General features: G+C 58.3%; 17 protein-coding genes. 8 read left to right on the top strand and 9 right to left on the bottom strand.

Features of this window, described 5'->3' with window-relative positions:
* Nucleotides 1-4: 4 nt before the first annotated feature.
* The gene (locus ACMVPR_RS12450; RefSeq protein WP_416883145.1) at nucleotides 5-1,243 is read left to right on the top strand and encodes an NAD(P)/FAD-dependent oxidoreductase; all 1,239 of its coding nucleotides are present in this window, start codon (nucleotides 5-7) and stop codon (nucleotides 1,241-1,243) included.
* A 413-nt stretch (nucleotides 1,244-1,656) separates the two neighbouring features.
* On the opposite strand, the gene ACMVPR_RS12445 is transcribed toward ACMVPR_RS12450, so the two are convergent.
* The 3 genes from ACMVPR_RS12445 to ACMVPR_RS12435 are packed head-to-tail and all read right to left on the bottom strand — an operon-like array spanning nucleotide 1,657 to nucleotide 4,993.
* Complete coding sequence (locus tag ACMVPR_RS12445) at nucleotides 1,657-2,514, bottom strand: fumarylacetoacetate hydrolase family protein (RefSeq protein ID WP_416883144.1); 858 nt, start codon at nucleotides 2,512-2,514, stop codon at nucleotides 1,657-1,659.
* Complete coding sequence (locus ACMVPR_RS12440) at nucleotides 2,511-3,446, bottom strand: ketopantoate reductase family protein (protein ID WP_416883143.1); 936 nt, start codon at nucleotides 3,444-3,446, stop codon at nucleotides 2,511-2,513. The genes ACMVPR_RS12445 and ACMVPR_RS12440 overlap by 4 nt, the downstream gene beginning before the upstream one ends.
* A complete protein-coding gene (locus tag ACMVPR_RS12435) occupies nucleotides 3,443-4,993 on the bottom strand; it encodes a trimethylamine methyltransferase family protein (protein ID WP_416883142.1) in 1,551 nt (516 codons plus the stop codon). The genes ACMVPR_RS12440 and ACMVPR_RS12435 overlap by 4 nt, the downstream gene beginning before the upstream one ends.
* Before the next feature lie 110 nt (nucleotides 4,994-5,103).
* On the opposite strand from ACMVPR_RS12435, the gene ACMVPR_RS12430 reads away from it, so the two are divergent.
* Entirely contained in the window at nucleotides 5,104-6,000 is an 897-nt protein-coding gene (locus ACMVPR_RS12430; RefSeq protein ID WP_416883141.1) for a LysR substrate-binding domain-containing protein, read from the top strand.
* Here ACMVPR_RS12430 and ACMVPR_RS12425 read toward each other — a convergent pair.
* The gene (locus tag ACMVPR_RS12425) at nucleotides 5,989-6,675 is read right to left on the bottom strand and encodes a Type 1 glutamine amidotransferase-like domain-containing protein (RefSeq protein ID WP_416883140.1); all 687 of its coding nucleotides are present in this window, start codon (nucleotides 6,673-6,675) and stop codon (nucleotides 5,989-5,991) included. The two genes, ACMVPR_RS12430 and ACMVPR_RS12425, sit on opposite strands and share 12 nt — an antisense overlap.
* A gap of 230 nt (nucleotides 6,676-6,905) precedes the next feature.
* On the opposite strand from ACMVPR_RS12425, the gene ACMVPR_RS12420 reads away from it, so the two are divergent.
* From ACMVPR_RS12420 to ACMVPR_RS12400, 5 genes are all read left to right on the top strand, one after another.
* Nucleotides 6,906-8,384, top strand: coding sequence for an ABC transporter substrate-binding protein (locus ACMVPR_RS12420; RefSeq protein WP_416883139.1), 1,479 nt, complete (start codon nucleotides 6,906-6,908; stop codon nucleotides 8,382-8,384).
* A gap of 81 nt (nucleotides 8,385-8,465) precedes the next feature.
* Nucleotides 8,466-9,425, top strand: a complete 960-nt coding sequence (locus tag ACMVPR_RS12415) for an ABC transporter permease (protein ID WP_416883138.1) — start codon at nucleotides 8,466-8,468, stop codon at nucleotides 9,423-9,425.
* A complete protein-coding gene (locus ACMVPR_RS12410; RefSeq protein ID WP_416883137.1) occupies nucleotides 9,422-10,309 on the top strand; it encodes an ABC transporter permease in 888 nt (295 codons plus the stop codon). The genes ACMVPR_RS12415 and ACMVPR_RS12410 overlap by 4 nt, the downstream gene beginning before the upstream one ends.
* Nucleotides 10,306-12,351, top strand: a complete 2,046-nt coding sequence (locus ACMVPR_RS12405) for a dipeptide ABC transporter ATP-binding protein (RefSeq protein WP_416883136.1) — start codon at nucleotides 10,306-10,308, stop codon at nucleotides 12,349-12,351. Before ACMVPR_RS12410 ends, ACMVPR_RS12405 begins: the two co-directional genes overlap by 4 nt.
* The gene (locus ACMVPR_RS12400) at nucleotides 12,348-13,412 is read left to right on the top strand and encodes an Ldh family oxidoreductase (protein WP_416883135.1); all 1,065 of its coding nucleotides are present in this window, start codon (nucleotides 12,348-12,350) and stop codon (nucleotides 13,410-13,412) included. Before ACMVPR_RS12405 ends, ACMVPR_RS12400 begins: the two co-directional genes overlap by 4 nt.
* Here the strand turns inward: ACMVPR_RS12400 and ACMVPR_RS12395 are convergent.
* The 5 genes from ACMVPR_RS12395 to ACMVPR_RS12375 form a co-directional block, all read right to left on the bottom strand.
* On the bottom strand, nucleotides 13,361-14,455 hold the full coding sequence (locus ACMVPR_RS12395) for a dimethylsulfoniopropionate demethylase (protein ID WP_416883134.1): 1,095 nt from the start codon (nucleotides 14,453-14,455) through the stop codon (nucleotides 13,361-13,363). The genes ACMVPR_RS12400 and ACMVPR_RS12395 overlap by 52 nt on opposite strands.
* Nucleotides 14,456-14,469: 14 nt before the next feature.
* Nucleotides 14,470-14,799: a hydroxyisourate hydrolase gene (locus ACMVPR_RS12390; protein ID WP_416883133.1), complete on the bottom strand. Its 330-nt coding sequence runs from the start codon at nucleotides 14,797-14,799 to the stop codon at nucleotides 14,470-14,472.
* Nucleotides 14,800-14,804: 5 nt separating this feature from the next.
* Nucleotides 14,805-16,523, bottom strand: a complete 1,719-nt coding sequence (locus ACMVPR_RS12385; RefSeq protein ID WP_416883132.1) for a thiamine pyrophosphate-binding protein — start codon at nucleotides 16,521-16,523, stop codon at nucleotides 14,805-14,807.
* A 15-nt stretch (nucleotides 16,524-16,538) separates the two neighbouring features.
* The gene (locus ACMVPR_RS12380) at nucleotides 16,539-17,735 is read right to left on the bottom strand and encodes an alpha-hydroxy acid oxidase (RefSeq protein WP_416883131.1); all 1,197 of its coding nucleotides are present in this window, start codon (nucleotides 17,733-17,735) and stop codon (nucleotides 16,539-16,541) included.
* 318 nt (nucleotides 17,736-18,053) lie between these two features.
* Nucleotides 18,054-18,995, bottom strand: coding sequence for a LysR family transcriptional regulator (locus ACMVPR_RS12375; protein WP_416883130.1), 942 nt, complete (start codon nucleotides 18,993-18,995; stop codon nucleotides 18,054-18,056).
* A gap of 876 nt (nucleotides 18,996-19,871) precedes the next feature.
* Here ACMVPR_RS12375 and ACMVPR_RS12370 point away from each other — a divergent pair.
* Nucleotides 19,872-20,945: an ATP-binding protein gene (locus ACMVPR_RS12370; protein ID WP_416883129.1), complete on the top strand. Its 1,074-nt coding sequence runs from the start codon at nucleotides 19,872-19,874 to the stop codon at nucleotides 20,943-20,945.
* Nucleotides 20,946-21,081: the final 136 nt, after the last annotated feature.

The following is a 21,081-nucleotide window of genomic DNA, read 5'->3' as shown; positions in this document are numbered from 1 at the left end:
TCCAATGGCCCCGCAAGTCACTGTCTTAGGCGCTGGGATCATCGGCATTTGCACCGGTCTCTCGTTGCTTGAACGTGGTGCCGCAGTGCGCCTGATCGACCGAGGTGATCCGGGACAGGAAACCTCGTTCGGAAATGCCGGAGTGATCTCGCCGTGGTCCATCGTGCCGCAAGCCATGCCGGGCGTCTGGAAGAAAATCCCCGGCTGGTTGATTGATCCGTTGGGTCCGGTCTCTGTCCGCCCGAGTTATCTGCCTCGACTGACAAGTTGGGGACTGAAGTTTCTGGCAAATGGCACCGAAGCGCGCGTGCGCGAGATTTCGGCGGCCATGGACATCCTCAACCGGGATTGCGTCACTCTGTACCGGCATCACCTCCGCGGCACGGGACATGAGGACCTTGTTCGCGACAGTTACTATATCCATGCCTATCGCGATGCAGAGGGCGCACGCCTCGACACATTGGACAACGAATTGCGTCTGGCCGCCGGAGCCGATCTCGAACGCGCCGACGCGCGTCGTCTTCGGGAATTGGAGCCCGACCTGTCAACCGATTTCAAATCTGCGATCGTGATCAAGGGCCAGGCCCGTGCCCTATCACCGGGGCGCATCGGGCAGGTTTTGACGGACAAGTTCCAGAAGATGGGTGGCGAGATAGAGCGCGCCACGGTCCAGAGCATTGCCCCGCTGGAGGAAGGCGGCTGGCGCTATGTGACCGAGCACGGGGAATACACCACGCCAAAGCTTGTCTTGGCGATGGGCGTCTGGTCCGCCGAACTCTTGAAACCTTTGGGTGTCCGCATCCCATTGGAATCCGAGCGCGGGTATCATGTGAATTTCACCGCGCCGGGGATCACGCTCAATCACTCGATCATGGATGTGGACATGAAATTCGTGGCGTCATCGATGCAGGATGGCGTTCGTGTGGCGGGCACGGCGGAATTCGGTGGGCTGGATGCGGCAGCCTCGGAACGGCGCAGCGACGGTCTTGTCACATTGGCAGGAAGACTTTCGCCAAGGCTGAACACCGAAGCCTATACAACGTGGTCCGGTCAACGCCCAAGCCTGCCTGACAGCCTGCCGTGTATCGGCGAAATCGACGGATTTCCCGACCTGATCACCGCTTTTGGCCACAGTCACTGGGGCCTGATGATGGCCCCCAAGACAGGACAGATCGTGGCTGATCTTGCCACCGGAACCAGAACAAATCTCGACCTCTCGCCCTATAAGGCGAACCGATTTTGACCAATTAGTAAAGCCGATGAACAGACAAAGACAGTGGACCGATGCTGCTCCACACTTCAGTTGGTATGCTAGGCTTGAATACCCCCAAGGATTTGCAGCCAAAAGCCGAGAGGCTTGGGTCAGGATTTGCTGTTTGGCTGTTGCCCGGTGCAACGGAAACAACGCAAGGTGAAAGCCATCGTAAGCAGTCGGGGAGTTTAGACGCTTTTCCACTGGATTTCTCGGCGGGGCTTGCGTGACCGAGTTGCGCTGATCATCAAAAATGACAAGGAATTCAAAGCTAAACGATCCAACGGACCAATTTCAGGGAACTACTACACGTAGCTGCTGTCAGCGCCGCTACTCTCGATGGTAGGTCAATCGGTGCGCATCAAGAACATCAAAAAGAAGCTGCGTGACACCCCCAAATTGTTTCATGACCCCGAGGAGACGGTGTTAGAAAGGGTTCCGATTCCTTGAATAGTGACGCTCACGATATCCTTCGGTTTCAGGAAACGCTTTGGCGTTCGACTACCGCCGGTGCCGTCTGGCGATCCAGTTGCGATCACGTCACCGGGGCGCAAGGTGAACAGGGACGACGCGTATGCGATTTGCTGGGGGAGGGTGAAGATCATCTCGTGCCCGAAGGCGGATTGCATGAGCTCGCCGTTAAGCGAGACAGTCAGGTGCAAGTCCGTAATCGGCGGCAGCGCATCTGCAATGGTGATCCAGGGGCCCCATGACCCTGAATTGGCAAAATTCTTGCCCGCGTATATCGAATGTCTTTGCCAGTCGCGCACGGAGCCATCGTTGAACGGCGCGTACCCCAGAACATGCTCCATCGCCTGCTCGGGCGTCACGTGTCGCGCGGGCTTGCCGATGATGGCAGCGATTTCCCCTTCGTAGTCGAAACTATCTGCCGCTTGGCCCTGCGGAGTTTCTAGCGGTCTTTCATGCCCGACAAGGGCTTCGCGTTCCTTGCCGAAGAGGATAATGTTCTCCGGGTTTGGCGGGGCCACGCCGTCAACCGGGTAGGGTTTGGGATAGTTCATCCCAACGCAGATGATTTTTTGCGCGTTTGGAATTGGTGTTTGGAACACAATGTCTGCAACGGGCAGTGTGGCCGCAAGGTTTCCCGCGCCGTTCAGGGCGTCGCAGTTGTGGTCCGCCTCCAGCAGATCGCGGAGCGTCGGATAGATCGCACGCAGCGCGTCGCTGGCCGGGGTGACGGTATCATCATTGAAGACACCATATTGCGCCTGGCCATGATGCAGAAACGAGCCGATGTTCATGCGCCTTCCCTCTCGAATTCTGCTTCTCGCTGACGTAAAACGGCGGTCAGCGTGTCATTATACGGCGTAGAAATCCCCATTTCGCGACCCATGACCGGGACAATACCATTGATTGCGTCCAGTTCCGACGCGCGGCGTGCCATGTGATCCAGCAACATGGACGGGCGCGCATTCGGCATGCCCTCGCCGAACGCGGTGACATAGGCGACAGGGTCATCAAACGACAGCGGCACACCTTTAGCGCAAGCGATATTATGCGCTTCAAGCATGGCGCCAAGGGCAATCTGCCAGTGATCGGAGTGGGCCATCAACTCACCGACCGTGACGTTGAAGGTTGTGCAGGGGGCGCTGAAAGTGACGTTGCACAGGAATTTCTCCCAGATCAGCTGGGTGATGTTCTCGAACGCCCGCGCGTTGAAACCAGCTTCTTGCCAAAGCGCCTCCACGCGCTTCAAACGGTCCGTGATCCCACCGCCCAACTCTCCGATCCGGATCAGTTTCATGCTGTTGTGATGGGCGTGCCCGAGGCCTTTCATCGAAGCCCCAAAGCCATCTGCGACACCAAGAAGCACATTGCGCGAGGGCATATGCGCGGCGATCCTTTCGCCTGCGCCAAGACCGTTCTGAATGGTCAAAACCATGGCATCCGGCCCGATCACAGGCGCCGCAGCTTGCGCGGCCGGGCCCACACCAGAGGCTTTGGTGGCAAGGATACACAGATCGCACTGTCCGACATCCGCGATCCGGGTGGTGGCCCGCACTGTTCGGACTGTCCTGTCGCCGCTGGCCCCCTCGACCCGCAGACCATGTGCGTTGATCGCATCCACATGGTCGCGCCAGGTATCTACCGCCCAGACCTCGTGGCCCGCGTCTGCCATCAGCGCGGCATAGATTGATCCCATGGCACCTGCGCCGATCACCGCGATTTTCATGAGGCTGTCATCCTTTCGGCAGGCAAGCGGATATCGAAACGCGCCCGCAGGTCTTTTTCGATATCCGTGCTCAGGTGTCGTGGAAAATGGCGGGCGAGCGTGTCCGATACGGTCCTGCGTGCCGAGTTGTTGATGTTTGGCGCACCGCTAGAAAGCCAGGCTTCGGGTGCTTGCCGGTCGGCGTGGGCTGGGTAGACAAAATCGGTTTTCATGCGCGCAAATGTGTCTGCGTGGCCCAGATAGTGTCCCTCGCCACGGACGGTTTGGGCGATCACATCGACGGCGAGAGTTGCGTTGTTGACCTCGATGGGAAACGCAGATCTCAGAATTGCACCCAGCATGTCATTGTCGATGACATAGGCCTCAAGCGAGGTGGCCATCAGCCCCGCCTGGGTGCCTGCCGCCTGCGTGATGAGATTGGCCCCGGCCTGCGCCGCCAACGTCACCGAAAGCGCTTTTTCAAAGCCGGATTGTGCATCGGCAAGCTTGCTGTCTGTGGCCCCGGCTATGGTCGAATTGGGCAGATCATAGAAGCGGGCCAATTGTGTAGCAGCAGCGGTCAGCACAGCTTGTTCGCCACCGCCGCCCGCCATGCCGCCCGACCGCAGATCTGTCACCATGGGCCGCGCGCCGTAAACCGCACGCGCCTCGGGGTCCAATGTCCACGCAAACACCATCCCCGCGAGTGTTTCGGCATTGGTCTGCGCGAGACAGCCCGCAATGGTCACCGGGCTCGATGCGCCCATCTGTCCGAATGTGTTGACCATCACCGGGATGCCGGACCGCACAGCGGCGGCCATCACCTCACAGGCGTCGGCATCAAAACGCAATGGCGGCACCGCGTGATTGATGTTGAGCGACAGAAACGGTTCTGCGCGAAAGGCCGTCTCGGACCCGGCGACAGCATAGCACATCTGCGCAATGTCATAGACATGTGCCGGATTGCTGGCGCTGACCATGACGTGTTTCGAGGTCCCCGCCAAAGAGGCGAAGGCTGTATTGATATCCAGCGCATGAGCGGTAGGCATATCGCCGGCGATCATTGAGCGCGAAAAGAAGCGCACATGCTCGAGTGTATCCACAAGCCTTGCGGCATCATAGAGATCTGACAGGGTCGCGGCGCGATAGCTGCCGTCCGCAAGATCCACAATATGCGGCGACGCTCCGCCGGACCCCGCGTGGACTTTAGCGCCTGTTAGGTCCAACTCATGACCCTTAGACCGGCCAAAAAGTCGAAATCTGCGCCGGAACCCGGCAAGTGCGTCGATGACAAGGTGTTCAGGGAACACAAGCCGCCCATCATCGGAAAGCCTGCCACCCCGCGCCGTGATCGCGTTTACCACGATTGGCGGCGCATCGCTGATGCCGACCCGGTCAAGGATTTCCAAGGAAGCCGCGTGGATTTGTGCCAGCGCCTCATCGCTGAGCGGGTTGAGGCGGCCGGCAACCGGTGCGTCACGCGGGACGGCTTGTGCATCTTGCAACTCGCCGGCTTTTCGTCGCCCTCCAGAACGGCGGCGCGATGCGATATGAGCTGAATGATCCATGGATCTCCATCCACCGTTTTCGCACCAACCTCGCCTTCGCCGAGACATTGGACAAGCAACTTGTCTGCGTGGCATGAATAAAGAAAACTGTCGCTATGGGATGGGGCGAAATGGGCCGGACGCCACGCAAACTTCCACTGACCGCACTGCGCACGTTCGAGGTCGCAGCGCGCCGTCTCAGCTTCAAGGACGCTGCCGATGAGCTTTGCGTGAGCGCGACCACTGTCAGCAACCAGATCCGCGAACTTGAAAGAGACTGGCGCTGCCAGCTGTTCATCCGAAAGACCCGCGCGGTGGTTCTAACCGACGAGGGGCGATCATTGAGCCGTGTGCTGACCAAGGCGTTCGACGACATCCGCGCAGAGATCGAAATGCGTGGTCAGAGCACCCGCAAGACAGTCACCCTTGCGGTTGGGCCGATCTTTGGGACCCGCTGGATGGTGCCGCGGCTAGCCCGGTTCCGCCGCGACCTGCCCAATATCGACCTGATCCTGCAAGATAGTCCGCGGATCACGGATGCGGTCATGATGGGGGCACATCTTGCTGTGGATTGGGGCGAGGGGAACTGGGCCGGGCTGGACAGCATGCATCTGTTGGACATCACCTATGCACCCGTTGTGAGCGAAGCGCTTTTGGCCGAGAGGGGCGGGTTAAGCCGTGTCGAGGACCTTGCGAACTATCCGGTCATTCACCAACGCGATCGTTCCGAGTGGGCTGCATGGCTAGGGATGATAGGGTGTTCTGGTCTCGAGTTGAAAGAAGAAGTCATCATAACGGACACGAATACCGTGATGCAGGCAGCACTTGAGGGCCAGGGAGTCTCTCTGGGGATATTTCCCTTTTTGAACAGGGAGTTGAATTCTGGTGCGCTGATCAAGCCTTTCGATGTCGAACTAAAGCCCAAGCGGTCGTTTTACCTTCTGGCCAAGCCCGGCAGCGAGCGCACGGCAGAAGTCTCGTCCGTCATAAAGTGGCTTCTCGATCAGGCCGGTGCGTCACAAGAATAGACGGGTCTTGGTTACATCTCCCGCTTCTGTTCGCCGGACGTGAAAGGCAGATGCCTCTGGTTCGGCGCTGAAAGTTGCGACTGGGCCGGACGCGTCGAACACAACAGCCACCCCGTCATCCATGGCAATGGTGTCCGGCATGGTGCCGCGCGACACGGCGTCATGCAGCGCTGCATGGCGGACTGTTTCGGTGGAGTAATGCGGGCAGGCACCTCCCTTGATCAGTCCCAGACCCTGCAACGGACGCATCGGTCCGCTTCCCGAGTGAAACAGGAATCGGTCGAACCAACACACCGCACCGGCGCTCACTCCGGCAATCGCCAGTCCCTGTTGGGCTGCATCGCACAGAACGCGCTCCCAGCCCTTTCGACGCCACAGATCAACCATGGCTTCGGTATCGCCGCCGCCGACATAGACCATGTCGAGCACGTTGAGCTGATTTTCCAGAGTCTGCGCGTCCATTGTCATCGGCAGATGGACATGCCGGGCGGTTAGACCGTCGAAACGGGCATGAAACCGGTCGATCTTGATCGGATCATCGTTGCTTGCCGCGCCAATGAAGCCCAGCCGAACGTCTTCCTTGCCCGCCTGATTCAAGCAGAATTCGTCGAGCGCTGGAAAGGTGTCATGGGTGAATCCACCGCCACCTATGGCGGTGATGTTGATCGCGTTCATGGTGGCTTCTTACATGCTCTTTCCAAATGGACACCTCAAAGAACTGTATTTGTTCTTTGACTGTCAAAGGGAAACTATGGAGCCAGGTCCACGACCGGAAATCGATGATGGATAAGGTTTTTCATATCTATCAGTAGCAGATTTTGTGTTTGTCGATTTGCGCGTGCGGGGAGGAACATCTTGTCAAAACGAGAGCGCAATAATCGCTCCGGGACATGGGAGGAAGACACATGAAAAAACTGATCACAATGGTGTCCGCGGCGGCGCTATTGGCCGGACTGGCATCAGCCGAGCCGAGCGGTACGTTCCGTCAGGCCCACGAGCTTGGATTTGGTGCGCAATCGAGCCTCGACCCGATATCGAAAGGTCGGGTTTTCCAGATCACCGAAAAGATCATGAGCCGTCTTGTGCGTCCGGGTCTTGATGGCAAGCCAGAGGCCGATCTCGCGACAAGCTGGGAGTCCAACGAGGATGCAACAGTCTGGACTTTCAAGCTGCGTGACGGCGTGACGTTCCACGACGGCTCGACCTTTGAGGCCGCTGACGTAGTCTACTCGCTCAACCGTGTGCTTGATCCTGAAAGCGACAGCCCGGCGCGCTCGGCGGTCAAGATGATCACAGAGGTAAAGGCGCTGGACGAAATGACCGTCCAGATCACGCTGGATACACCATTTGCCGACATGCCGTTGCAATTGATGGATTACCGTCTGCGAATGCTGAACGAAGGGTCGGGCGATACGATTGCGACCACAGGCAACGGCACCGGACCTTTCAAGGTCGAAACATTCGACGCCGAAGGCACCACAGTTCTGGTCGCCAATCCCGACTACTGGGAAGGTGCGCCCGGTGTGGCCCGCATGGAAGTGATCGGCATCGCGGATGGACAGGCCCGTTTGCAGGCGCTTCTGGGCGGCCAGATCGACATGGAGCGTGGTATCACGGCACAGCAACAGGTCATGCTGCAAGGGTCTGACAAGTTCTATGTTCAAGTGATCCCAACCGGCAACTGGCGCGGTCTTGTGTTCCGCACCGACGTGGAACCGTTCAGCGATATCCGCGTGCGTCAGGCAGTTCGCATGGCTGCTGATCGCGAAGAATTGGTGGCGCTTGTGCTGGGGGGTGAAGGCATCGTGGCTTGCGACACACCTGTCGAGCCGAATGACCAGTATCGCGCCGATCTGAGCTGTCCGCAGGACATTGAAAAGGCTAAGGAATTGCTTGCCGAAGCCGGATATCCCGACGGTATCGACATCGACGTGCATGTCGCGACGCTTGAACCCACATGGCCCACGCTTGCCGTGGCCTATCAGGAACAGGCTGCCGCTGCGGGCATTCGGGTGAATGTGGTGCAGGCACCGACGGATGGATATTGGTCCGAAGTGTGGATGAAAAAGGACGTGGCAGCAACGCGCTGGAACGAACGTCCCGCTGATCAGGCGCTTCACGAGATTTACCTGTCGAACGCCAAGTGGAACGAAAGTTACTACAAGGACGAAGAGTTTGACGCCCTGCTCGCCGAAGCACGTCGCGAGCTGGATTTCGAAAAGCGCAAGGCGATCTATGTTGCGGCCCAGGAGCACTTGCTCGAGACGTCCGGTACCTTGATCCCTTATACAGTGACGAGGCTCGTGGGCGTGTCTTCGCGGGTGTCCAATCTTGACGAAGTCAAGAACGACGCGGTGCGCTGGCACAAGATCACGGTCGACTAAAACCGCGATCAGGTACGGAAAAGGAGAAGGGCGCGCGCATTGTCCCGCGCCCTTTGGTCCCTCATGAACGGGTGGTGATCCATGCTTCGTATGCTTTTGCGACGTATGTTTCTCGGTGCGACTACGGTTGTAATCGTCTCGATGATCATTTTCGCAGGCGTGGAAATGCTGCCCGGGGATGCCTGCACGGCGTTTCTAGAACGCGAAGCGCAGGGCAAGTTGCTTGAAAACTGCCGCGAGGCACAGGGTTTGAACCGTCCCGCAGTCGAACGTTACCTTGACTGGGCGACCAGTGCTATCCGCGGCGATCTGGGTGTTTCGGCCAACGGACAAAAAAGCATTGCCGAACTGGTTGGTGATCGCCTGGCCAACTCGTTGTTGCTGGCGGCGTGTTCGCTTGCATTGGGTGTGCCGTTGGCAATCTTCCTTGGAGTGGTCACCGGGTTGTGGCGTGACCGTCCGGTGGATCTGATCTTGTCCACGCTGACGATTTTCGCAATGACGATCCCCGAATTTGTGTCGGCCACGGTTCTGATCCTTGTGTTTTCGGTTTGGCTGGGTTGGTTGCCCGGGATCGTGCTGACATCCGCAAGCGCGCCCGCAGCCGAGTTTTTCCCTGAAATCATGTTGCCGGTTCTGGTCCTGACCATGGTGATGACAGCGCATATTCTGCGCATGGTCCGATCCTCGGTGATCGAGGTCATGGCGGGTGATTATATCCAGATGGCGACTCTCAAGGGCGTACCATATTGGCGGATTGTATTCCGGCACGCTTTGCCCAACGCCCTACTGCCCGCGATCAATGTCGTTGCGCTGACGATTGCATGGCTATTGGGCGGCGTCGTCGTGATCGAGGTCGTGTTCAATTATCCTGGATTGGGGCGGATGATGATCGACGCCATCTCGGATCGGGATTTGCCCGTTGTTCAGGCCATCGCTTTGATTGTCGCCACGGTGTACGTCTGTGTGAACCTGTCGGCGGATATCCTGACAATGTTCGCCAACCCTCGCCTGCGTACATTGCACATGAGGCGCGGATGACCCTGGCATCAAACCCTCCGCAGAACACTCCATGGAACCGGGCGATGTCGGTCTTAAGGGATGTGATATCGCGTCCCTCTGGTGCAATCGGACTGTTTCTTGTGGTGTTCCACGTGGTTCTGGCCATCGTCAGCCCCTGGGTTGTTCCCTATGACTACAAGGCGATGAATTCGACGTTGATGCTGACGGGGCCCGATGCGGCCCATTGGCTGGGCACCGATCACTTGGGCCGCGATGTTTTCTCACGTGTCTTGCTGGGCGGACGCGAAGCCCTTCTGGTGACTGGGATTGCCACGCCGATCGCCGTCACTTGGGGTGGGTTCGTGGGTATTTTGTTCGGACTGGTCGGCGGGCGTGTGGATGAAGTGCTGATGCGCGTGGTTGACGCCTTTCTTTCGCTGCCATGGATTCTGAAAATGCTGGTGCTGATCGTGACTTTCGGCACCGGCATCGAAGTGCTGATCCCGACGCTTGCCTTCTTCTACGGAATTCCTGTGATCCGGATTGCCCGGGCTGCCACACATGATGTGGTGGCGCGCGACTTTGTTTCAGCTGCTCGGGCACGCGGGCATAGCCGTCTGACGATCATCCGCCGTGAATTGCTGCCCAATGTTCTGGACACGCTTATGGTCGAAGGTGCGATGCGTTGGTTGTGGATGTTGCTGGCGTTTTCATCGCTGTCCTTCCTCGGATTTGGGGTCTCTCCACCGACGCCGGATTGGGGTCTGATGATCGCGGACGCGCGCGGATTTATGTCTTTTGCCCCTTGGGGTGTGCTGGGACCTGTGATCGCTCTGTCGTCGCTTATCATCGGGATCAACCTGACGGCGGATGCTCTCGCGAAAGCGCTTGGCATCGACCGTGCGCAGAAGGCTCCGGTATGAGCGCGCCGCTGATCGAGATCCGCAATATCTCCGTTGGATTCACGGGCAAGTCGGGGGCGATCCTACCGGTCCTGCGGGACATCGACCTGACCGTAAAGACAGGCGAAACCATCGGTATCGTGGGTGAGAGCGGTTCGGGGAAGTCGACGCTGGCTCTGGCGGCCATGGGTTACTTGAAACGCGGATTACGCCTGCTTGAGGGGTCCGTCGCTTTCCAGGGGCAGGACATGTTCGCCCGCTCGCGCACCGAGCTTGAGAAAATACGCGGTGGTGAACTTGCGTTGATTCCGCAGAACTCGGGCCAGTCCCTGACGCCGACCTTGCGGATCGGTGCACAGTTGATTGAAGCGCTGCGTCTGCATTCGGGTGTGCCGCAGTCCGAGTTTTCCGCAAAGGCAATCGAACTCCTGGGCCAGGTCAGGCTGCCTGATCCTGCCGCGATTATGACCCGCTTTCCGCATGAGTTGTCTGGCGGGCAACAGCAGCGCGCCGCAATCGCAATGGCCTTGGCTGGCGAGCCGACAGCGCTCTTGCTCGATGAGCCGACGACCGGTCTCGATGTGACGACGCAGGCCCATATCCTCGAGTTGCTGCGCGACATTGCGCGCGACCGGGACATGGCCATGGTTTATGTCAGCCATGATCTGGGTGCGATTGCGCGTGTCTGTGACCGTGTCGTGGTGATGTATGCCGGTGAGGTTGTGCTCGATGGCTCCACGCGTCAGGTTCTCAAGGCTCCTGTGCATCCATATGCGCGCGGCTTGCTGGCCTCGATCCCACGGCTGAGCGATCCGCGTCTTCCTGTGGCGTTGGATGGCCGTCCGCCCGCGCCGGGTGGCGCAGGTCAGGGGTGTTCTTTCGTCGACCGCTGTGCCTTGGCGCAGGATCAATGTCGCAGCCGTCGGCCTGTTCTGGAGCTCTTGCCGAGCGGTGAGTCAGTCCGGTGCTTCCGCCACGAACATGCCGAAGAACTTTCTTTGACGGGCAGCGGCGCGATGCCGGCAAAACTGGACAGCGACGCCATTCCGGCTTTGCGGCTTGATAACGTGGCGATCCGCTACAATCGGCCCCGATTGCTGGACAAACTGCTGGGACGTGACAGCGCTTCGGTTGCCACGGTCGATGGTATCGAAATCACCGTAGCCAAAGGAGAAACGCTGGGCCTTGTCGGGGAAAGCGGTTCGGGCAAATCGACCATCCTGAAGGCAGTTGCAGGCTTGCTGCCGCCGTCGGACGGCAAGATTACGTTTGCGGGCGTCGAGGCGTTGGCCCCCGAAGTGGAGCAGCGCAGCCCGGATCATCTGCGTAGGATACAGCTGATATTTCAAAACCCGGACGACAGTCTCAATCCGCGCCAGACCATCGCGCAAATTCTCGAACAACCCCTGAAGCTGTATTTCGGTCTGAGCGGCGACGCTCTATATAAACGGTCCGCCGAAATTCTGGAGCGGGTGCGACTGGGCGCGCATTATCTGGACCGCTTGCCCAGTCAACTTTCGGGCGGTGAAAAGCAGCGTGTCGCCATCGCGCGTGCGTTTGCCGCCGATCCCGATCTCGTGCTGTGTGACGAGGTCACGTCGGCTCTGGATGTCTCCGTACAAGCGGCGGTTCTTGATCTGTTGAACGATCTCAAGTCGACGCAGGGCACCACATACGTGTTCGTGAGCCATGACCTCGCCGTTGTACGGGCATTGTCAGATCGTGTTGCAGTGCTTTATCAGGGGCGTCTGTGCGAGTTGGGACCGTCAGCTGACGTCTACGCCACACCGTCGCACCCGTATACCGAAGTTCTGCTTGGCGCTGTTCTGGAACCTGACCCGGACACTGCCCCAACTCTCAGCGCGGATGACGTGGTCGAGTTGTCGCCGCCGGCAAGGGGCTGTCCGTTTCAACGCCGGTGCCCGCGCAAAATCGGGCCGATCTGCGATAGCGATGCGCCGCCCTGGCGTTACCGCGCGGACGGCCATGGAATCAGATGTCACCACACAATCGAGGACCTGGAAGCTGTGCAGCACGCAGACGTCGCGGAGCGCTACGCTTGAGCAAGCTTCGTTTGACCGAGGATCGTGTGTCTGTGCCGGTCGCTCAGGCCCGTGCCTGTGCGATCCAGATTTTGTTGTCGGGTGGCTGCGACACGGAACGTGCCGAAGCGATAGCGGATCATCTGACGGATGCAGAGCTTTGCGGTGTCGAATCCCACGGACTCATGCGGGCGCTTCAATACCGGGATGAATTCAGACGGGGGTATCTGGCCGCAAATGTCGCGCCGGAAGTGAACATGGGGCCGGGGGCAACCGTACATGTCGATGGGCGCGGCGGGATTGGCATTCTTGCTTTGGCGGTTGCGACGGAGGCCGGGATACGCGCCGCGCGCGACTTCGGAGTTGCCGCTGTGGCTGTACGCAATACCGGACACACGGGGCGATTGGGGGCTTTTGCAGAACATGCGGCGCAGGCGGGCTGTCTGTTCATCGCCTGCGGCGGAGGTGCGCGTGAGCGGTGGCGCATGGTAGCACCACATGGCGGCCGAAAGGCGGTCTTGCCGACAAATCCGTGGTGTCTGGGCATTCCGGGCGGCACGAATGGGCCGGTGGTGCTGGATTGCGCGACGGGACAGATTGCGGGCGGGTGGATTTACGCAGCACGGCGCGCCGGGGCAACCCTGCCGGAAGGTTCGGTTCTTGATCGGGACGGCAGCCCGACAACCGACCCAGCAGATTACTTTGATGGCGGTGCCATCCTGCCCAAGGGTGGCGCGCTGGGTTATGGTCTTGCCACCATGGGCGAACTTATCTGCGATGCGATGCTGGGACCGGCACGGGTTGAATGCAATACATTCATCCTTGTGGTGGACACCGCGCGATACCGGGATGCGGGGCCTATGCAGCGCGCTGCCGAAGCGATCCTCTCGGAGCTTCGAAACTGCCCGCCGGCTGAAGGCTTCGACCGTGTCGAGGTTTGCGGCGAACGCGAGGCCATGCAACGGAAGGGCCGCGTCACCGTGGAATTGCCTGCAAGAACATGGGACGCCCTTCAGGACGCAGCCAACGATCAGGCAAAGGGAAGCAGCGAAACCTCTCCCGATCGAACCATTCCATCCTGAGAGTGGACTTCGACTTCCTGTCCCGCATCCCAGTACCCACGGTCGATCAGTGATTGGCCGACATTTCGCTTGAGGCGTGGGGACCAAATGGCGGAGGTCACCTGACCGACGCGGACATCTTCCACCATGACGGCCCAGGGTTTTGAACAGGTAGGGCAGGGACCGCCGTCAAACGCCACACCGCGGATTTCACGGGTCGGCCCCGCCGTCGCGATCTGTTGAAGTGCGGCCCTACCAATATAGTCGATTGAACCGTCGACCACGCAGAACTTTCCATGCCCGATTTCGAACGGATTATTTTCTCGCGTGAATTCATTGCCGTAAGACAACAGGCCGCCTTCGATCCGTTCGATCAGGTTTGGGCAACCGGGGCTGATATCATGCGCCTGACCTGCCTCCCAAACGGCATCCCAGAGGGCTGAGCCAAGGTGGCCACCGTTCAAGTAAATCTCAAAGCCGCCCTGCCGCGAATAGCCGGAACGGGCGATCAGTTGCCGGGTGCCCTGAAAATCGACCCAGCCGAATTTGAAAAAGCCGATGTCGCGGATGTGGTCCCCGAAAAGCTCTGCCACCACGTTTTCGGCCTTGGGGCCTTGGATGGCCAGCGGCGAGACGTCAGGCTCACTGACTTCGACTTCCAAGCCCCGCCCCAAAGCCAGGCCCATCGCATAGAGCAACACATCACTGTCGGCGATGGACAGCCAGAAACGATCCTCGGCCAGCTTCAGCATGACTGGATCGTTGATCATACCCGCCTTTGCGTCGATGATCGGGATATAGAAACAATCTCCGACCTTTGCGCGTGCGATATTGCGGGGCGTCATCCATTGCAAAAGCATTGCGGCATCCGGTCCGGTGATCTGGACCTGACGCTGGCAGGAGACGTCCCAAATTTGGACGTGCTCTCGCAGGTGCCAGTAGTCTTCTTCGACTGATGGCTGAAACGCCTTGGGTAGAAGCATGTGATTGACAACGGAAAAACCGCGCACGCCCGCTTGTTCGACGCGATCGGTATATGGTGTGCGGCGGATACGCCGCGACATGTTCAGGCCATCCATCAGCGTGACGTCCACATCGAATAGGAATTGGGGTTCAGGATCACCGGCATGTGGTATTTACCCTCTGGGTCGGGCATCGCAAAGCGCAGGGCAATCTGGGTGACCGTCGCCGGGATGTTACGGGCGGCCCAGTAGGGCCCTGTGTCAAACACCAATTCATAGGTGGCATCCGGATAAATCACCTGCGCGTCGATGTCTTGCGACAGGCGGCCACCGTCATCCATCCGCGCGGTGAAAACGATTGCTCCATGTATCAGGTTCGTCAGTGTGACAGCGATCCCACCCGCGTGGGTGCCGTCGCTTCCGTTCAGCGTATGCGAGCTAAGCATTGCCATTATTCGATCGAAGCCTTGTCGCGTTTGTCAGATGTCGCCGCTACGATGGGGCTGATCACCCCGCGACATTTGACGTTGACGATGGCAACCTTGCCGCTGGCCATGGCACGTTTCAGGGCAGGGGCGAGCTGGTCGCGCGTTTCCACCAATTCACCATGTCCTCCCATGCCTTCGCACATGCTATGGAAGGGAATGTCACGGAAGTCGGTTGCGAAGTGTTTGCCGTTTGCAAACAGGCGTTCCTGCTGTTGTGAGATACAGTCCAGACCACCATTGTTGTCGATCACGATAGTGATTGGGAGGTTGTCCTGAAATGCGGATTTAATCGAAAGGCCCCCTGACAGAAACGCCCCATCCCCCGAAATGACGACCACATTGTGCTCTGGGTGCAGCGCCTTGGCCGACACGCCAAAGGACACGCCAACCCCAAGCAGTGAGTAATTGCCGGGATGCATGATCCCGCCCAGTTTCTGGCCGCGCCACCCCGCCATGTTCACCGCGATTTCGGACCAGAAATGCGTGTTGCCGCCGTCAAAGATCAGCCAGTCCTCGTCACCCATCTGTTCTTGAACATCCAGCGAGAGTTGCAGCGGGTGCATCTTGCCCGGCTTGGCGGACTCGGCCTCGATATGCGCATACCATTCATCAACCCACGCGGCGCGGCGCGTGCGCTGCAAATCAAACCAGTCAGGCCAGGTCTTGCCCACACCCTCAAGCGCTTCGAGGAACGCGGCGGGGTCGGACAGCAGCACCTCATCTGCGGCCTGATTGTATTCCAGTTCCTCGTGGCTACCGTTGATGCAAATCAGCGTCTGCTCTTTGGTGAAGAACGGCGGGTTGCCGAAATTCATCTGGTTGTCCAGGCGGCCTCCGATCATCAGCACCAGATCTGCTTCGTGGATGGCGGGTTTGGACGGGTGGTATTGGTGAAAATCTGCCAGTCCCATATAGGCCTCGCATTCCTCTCCCAGCAGCTTGGAATGGTAGGGCACATTGAAGACCGGCAGGCGCAGAGCTTTTCCGACCTGTTCCAGCTTGTCCTCGGATTTCGACCACCAGATGCCGTGGCCACCGATGATGACCGGACGCTCGGCGCGTTTCACCTTTTCCAGAACCACCTCAAGAGCCGTAGGATCAGGCCACGCACGCGCCACCGGTCGAGCGGCGCGGTAGAACGGGCGCTCGTCAAGACCCGCATCCGGCGCGAAGGACGAAAACATGATGTCCACCGGCAGCGAGATATGAACTGGGCCGGGGTACCCCGTGGTCGCGGCGATCCAGGCGCGATTGACGAATTCGCTGATCCGCTCTCCATCTGTGATCTGAACCGAATACTTCACCAGCGGAGCCGCGATGGCGACATCGTCAATCTCTTTGAACCCACCCGCGCCCTGACGCTTGAGAGTGGAGGAGCCAGTCACGAAAATGACCGGGCTGCGTTCGCCACCGGCTTCGAGCATGGCGGGCACGGCGTTGGCAAAGCCTTCGGGCCCCACTAGACAGACCACCGGCTTGCGCGTGATACGCGCATGGCCGTCTGCGAGATGCCCCGCGATCTGTTCATGGGGGGCGTTGATGACCGGCATCTGACACTCCATGAACCCTTCCAGTGCCGGATTGCAAAAGCCGCCCGCGAGGGTGAACACATGGTCGACCCCCTTTTCCTTGAGCGCGCGGGCAAGCAACGCCCCACCTCTGATCTTTTTTTGGTCCGTCATGCGATCAATCTCATTTCAGGGTTTCGCGGCAAGCCGCATGGCCGCCTGCGTTCTTGTGTCCGGTGTGTCACTGGCCCGCGCAGTGTTGTCGAAGAGCACGTCGGGCCCAAGCTGATCGATCGAGGTCACGCCAAGTTGCGCCATCACGACACGAATATCCGAGGCAAAGCTCTGAAGCAGCGCAGTCAACCCGCGTGATCCTTCTGCGCCCAAGGCAAAAAGGGCCGGGCGGCCGATCATGACAAAGTCAGCGCCAAGAGCAAGGGCCTTGACCACGTCTTCGCCATTGCGAATGCCACTATCGAAAAGCAACGGAAAATCTGGTCCAACAGCATCGCGGATCAACGGCAACAGGCGGATCGCGGGCGGGACCGAGTCAAGCTGCCGCGCCCCGTGGTTGGACACATAGACGGCATCGGCTCCAAGGCTGCGGACCCGGCGCGCATCAATCGCCGATGTCACGCCTTTGACAATCAACTTTCCAGGCCATTCCTTTCGCAGAACGTCCAGAAATGCCCAGTCGGCGCCGGACCGGCTTGCGCCCCGGTCGAAGGTGTTGCCACCGTTGGTGCCTTCAAAGTTCATCGGGCGCGGCGCGCCTGCCGCAAGCGTGCTGAGCGACCATCGCGGATGCGACGCAAAGTCGAGAAATGCACGAGGCGACATCCCGAATGGGACAGAGAAGCCATTGCGCAGGTCCCGCAGCCGTCGGGACACCTGCGGGACATCCACCGTGAGGACCAATGTTTCGTAGCCCGCGGTGCGGGCGCGGTCTACCAAGGCCAGCGAGGCTTCTTTGGACGCCCCGAAATAAAGCTGAAACCATGCATGCCCCGCAGCCAACTGCGCCATGTCTTCTATAGACGTGGATGCTGCCGACGATAGGCACACCGGGAAACCCATTGACCTTGCGGCATTGGCCAGAGATTTGTCCGCACTGGGGTGGACCAGATTACACATACCCATCGGAGCAATTCCGAAAGGCAATGCGTGGGACTGCCCCAGCAATTCGGTTGTCAGCGAACAGACCGAGACATCCGCCATCACCCGGGGTTGCAACATGATCTCATCGAATTGGGACAGATTGCGCGCGGCCCCTGTCTCTCGGCCTGCAGCCCCCTCGACAAAGTCGAAAACCAAGCGCGGCAGCCGCCGCCGTGCAAGCCGTCGCGCGTCTTCGGTCGAATATATGCGGCTGCGTTGGGGCGACATAGGTGTTACTGCTTTGGCGTTTCATACAGGCTGACTTAGGCTACAAAAAGTTAGGCGCGGCTGACCAATCGAATATCGTGGTGAACTCATACGGCAGACGTATGCCAGTGTGTCTTCGTGCAGAAATCCCATGAACCGCTCCATGAGATCGGTTGATCAAGGCACACTGGTCGAGGTCGCCATCTTCACTGCGGCAGCACTTGTTTTCGCGAGCCACGCGAAAGCCTTTTTTGAGGCCTTTGCTTGTCAGGGCAGTCGCCATTCACGGAGTGTTGATGCTTGCCGTTTCGCAAGTCGCGAATTTATTGCAAGACGCGTTCAGCTTGGGTGACTGCTCAGCTTTTCAACCTTGTCGACGCGCAGTTGCAATTGCTTTGCGAAGAGGTCGACAAATTTCAGCGCCTCGCGCGACAATTCTTCGCGACGCGCCGTCACCACGGCGACGAAATAGGTCAGTTTCTGCTTGATCGGTCGAAACACCACCCCGCCCATGCGCACCGCCTGTTCGGCGGAAAACGGGTCTGCAATGGCCAAAACCGAGACTTCGCGTACCAAAGCGCCCGCAAGCGGCATGTTGGCCACGGAGAGCCGCGAGCGCGCACGCAGCTTTTCCGACAGCTGGGGATCAATCGACATCATGGAGTCCGGATAGCTTGTTCCGAAGGTCACAAAAGTCTCTGTCATGGCAAGCTCTTCGAGATCAACGGGCCCGTATTCTGCCGCAAGCCGATGGTCCTCTGGTATCAGGCAGACATAAGCAACCGAAGTCTGGAACAGCACCTCCACGCCTGCATAGTCTGGTTCACGCCCGACAATGCCCAGATCAAGTTGGCGCATCTGAACGGCGTCCAGAATGGCGGGTGTGTTTCGGGATTGTACGATGAATTCGACATCGGGGTTATCATTGTAAAGGCGGCTGATCGCTTTGGGTAACTCGATTGTTGCAATGGACTGAATTGCCCCGATCGAGATCGTCCCCCCTTGAGAGGTGCGGATGGATTTCGCGAGGTCCTGCAACCGGTCGATACCCACGAACATGCCTTCGACACCGTTATAGAAATGCCGCCCCTCGACGGTCGGGGTCAGTCCTCTGCCAACGCGTACAAACAGCGGGAATCCTGCGGACTTTTCGAGGTCCGCGATAAGCCTGCTGACGCTGGGTTGTGAGATATGCAGCATCTCTGCAGCCCTGGTAATCGAGCCACAACGGATCGTTGCCCTGAAAGCTTCGAGTTGACGAAGGTTCACGGAGATTCCCATTCGTGAAATTATGCAATCACGGTAACAAATTACTTTGATCTATGTATACGCACTTCTGCGGGTCCTCTAACTCTGATACCTTGAAGCGTTTTCGCTCCTGTGCCCGCGAGGATAGATTTCTCGGAAAATCCAGCTTGTGGCGATCCAAGTTTAGTGAGGATTGCACCAAGCTGCAGCCTCTCATTAAGAGTGAGTGACCAACATGGGGCGGGTCATGATCACTTGCTTGTCTACCAAGCCGGCGGCCTGTTGAGTTTTCTATATAATTAATCATGCGCGAAACAGCCCCAAGCCGAATTTTTTGCATACGTAAGTTCCAGCCAAAGGAAAAACGAAGGTTTGGGACCATGATGAGCACCGAAGAAAGGCAGGCGCAGAAGCCGATTTGCGAGAAACGAAGTTTCGGAAAAATTCTTCAAGTAATTGATTTTCAATTACTATTTGACGAATCGATGTTTGCGTGGGCTACTGTTTGAGTGTTGGTAGTGGTCACTGCTCGGCGTCTCAGAATGGGGATCGCCACCAGTACGAAGAAAAGTTGGCGCATCAGTACCGGTCGTGGCCAAAACTTGGATTCCGTCGTTGTTTCAACCCGCCAAAACCACAAGTGCAGGCTTCGAGTAAGCCAGAAAGGAAATGCAGAAGACTAATGATGCGCGGTGAAATTCGCCGCATTTGAGGAAGAAAAGCGAGCTTGGTCACGGCCCATATAGACGGTGTCCGAGACTGGTTTCGCTTCGAAATCTCCAAATAGCCGTAGGCAGCTTCGCTGCGGCCTTATCCAAATCGGCCGACTGTCACACGAGGCCATCTCGCAAGCCCAACCCCCAATGCACCGCGCCTTTAAACGATGGCCGCGAACCGAAGAGTAATGCCATGTATGATGCCTACAACGCAAATAATGACAGCGATTTAGAACTGTCTGCTTTCTCATCCGATCTCTTGGAAAAATCGGACGCGAGTCTTGAAGAGTTCAACAGAATGAATGAGTTGGCCGAACAGCTCGTCCAGCTGGAGAGGCACTTCGAAAAAACGGACACTTACCACGATTTTCGGCGCAGGGTTTTCGACGTCTTGGCCGCACGTGAGGCTCGCATGCGGCAAGGCAAGACAGAGGTGAAAGGCGCAATGTTGATCGGACCTGCAGGTTCAGGAAAGTCACGTATCGTCGCAGAAATCATCCGGGAGCATGAGGCACTTACTGCATATGCTGGCAACTGGCGCTTTGGTACGAGAATTCTGAGTGTTGTAGTGCCGGGACGGTCAACTGTTAAGGAAACCTTGAAAGCGATCTTGAATGAGCTCGGATTTCCGGCTCGCGGGCGCCGCGACGAGGACTACCTGGCTCAGCTTGTTACGCAATACTTGAAGGAATGCGGTATTGCTGCCCTCCACTTGGACGAGGTCCAAGACAGCGGGCGCTACAAAACCAAGGACAGCGCGGAGGCGTTCCTCAAAGTGTTCCGCAACATGATGCAGCACAAAGAGTGGCCAGTTTGCATTATCATGACGGCCACACCCGAAGCCCGACATCTACTCGACTTGGACCCAACGCTTCTGCGTAGGTTAAAGCCGATGCAGGCGCGGCCTATCACATTTGTCGAAGATGGTCCGCTGGTTCGCGAAACCGTGAAGCAGTTGTTTGCGGATGCGGGCGTTGTCGACCCAGGCATCGTCGCCATGGATGAATTCATCAAGATATTGATGCATGCCGCTGCTGGTCGTTTTGGTGTGCTGTTGGAAATGACCATCGAGGCAATCGGAGAGTGTTTGGCGGAAAGTAACGCGGAAATAGATATCGGGCATTTCGCTGACGCCTACGAGATGCGCATGGGCTGCGATGATGAATTGAACCCTTTCTTGGCTCAATACTGGGCCAGCATTGATACATCGACCGCTTTGCAGCGGTATCATGAGCAGAGGCACGTCGAAAGGCGAGCGCCATCATAAGCTGCACCGCACAAATGAACTGAGTCATCGAAACCGCCCTTTGGGGCGGTTTTTTCATGCGTAGCGTCCAACGTGATGACCGTTGTCAAAAAAGCAGAACGGGTTTTTCGTGTCGGAAGACGTGAAAATAGTGTCG

Origin of the sequence: Marivita sp., assembly GCF_048006345.1 — a bacterium.
Lineage (GTDB): Bacteria > Pseudomonadota > Alphaproteobacteria > Rhodobacterales > Rhodobacteraceae > Marivita.
Note: the sequence above shows the minus strand (reverse complement) of the source record. Positions and strands in the feature narration are given on the sequence as shown.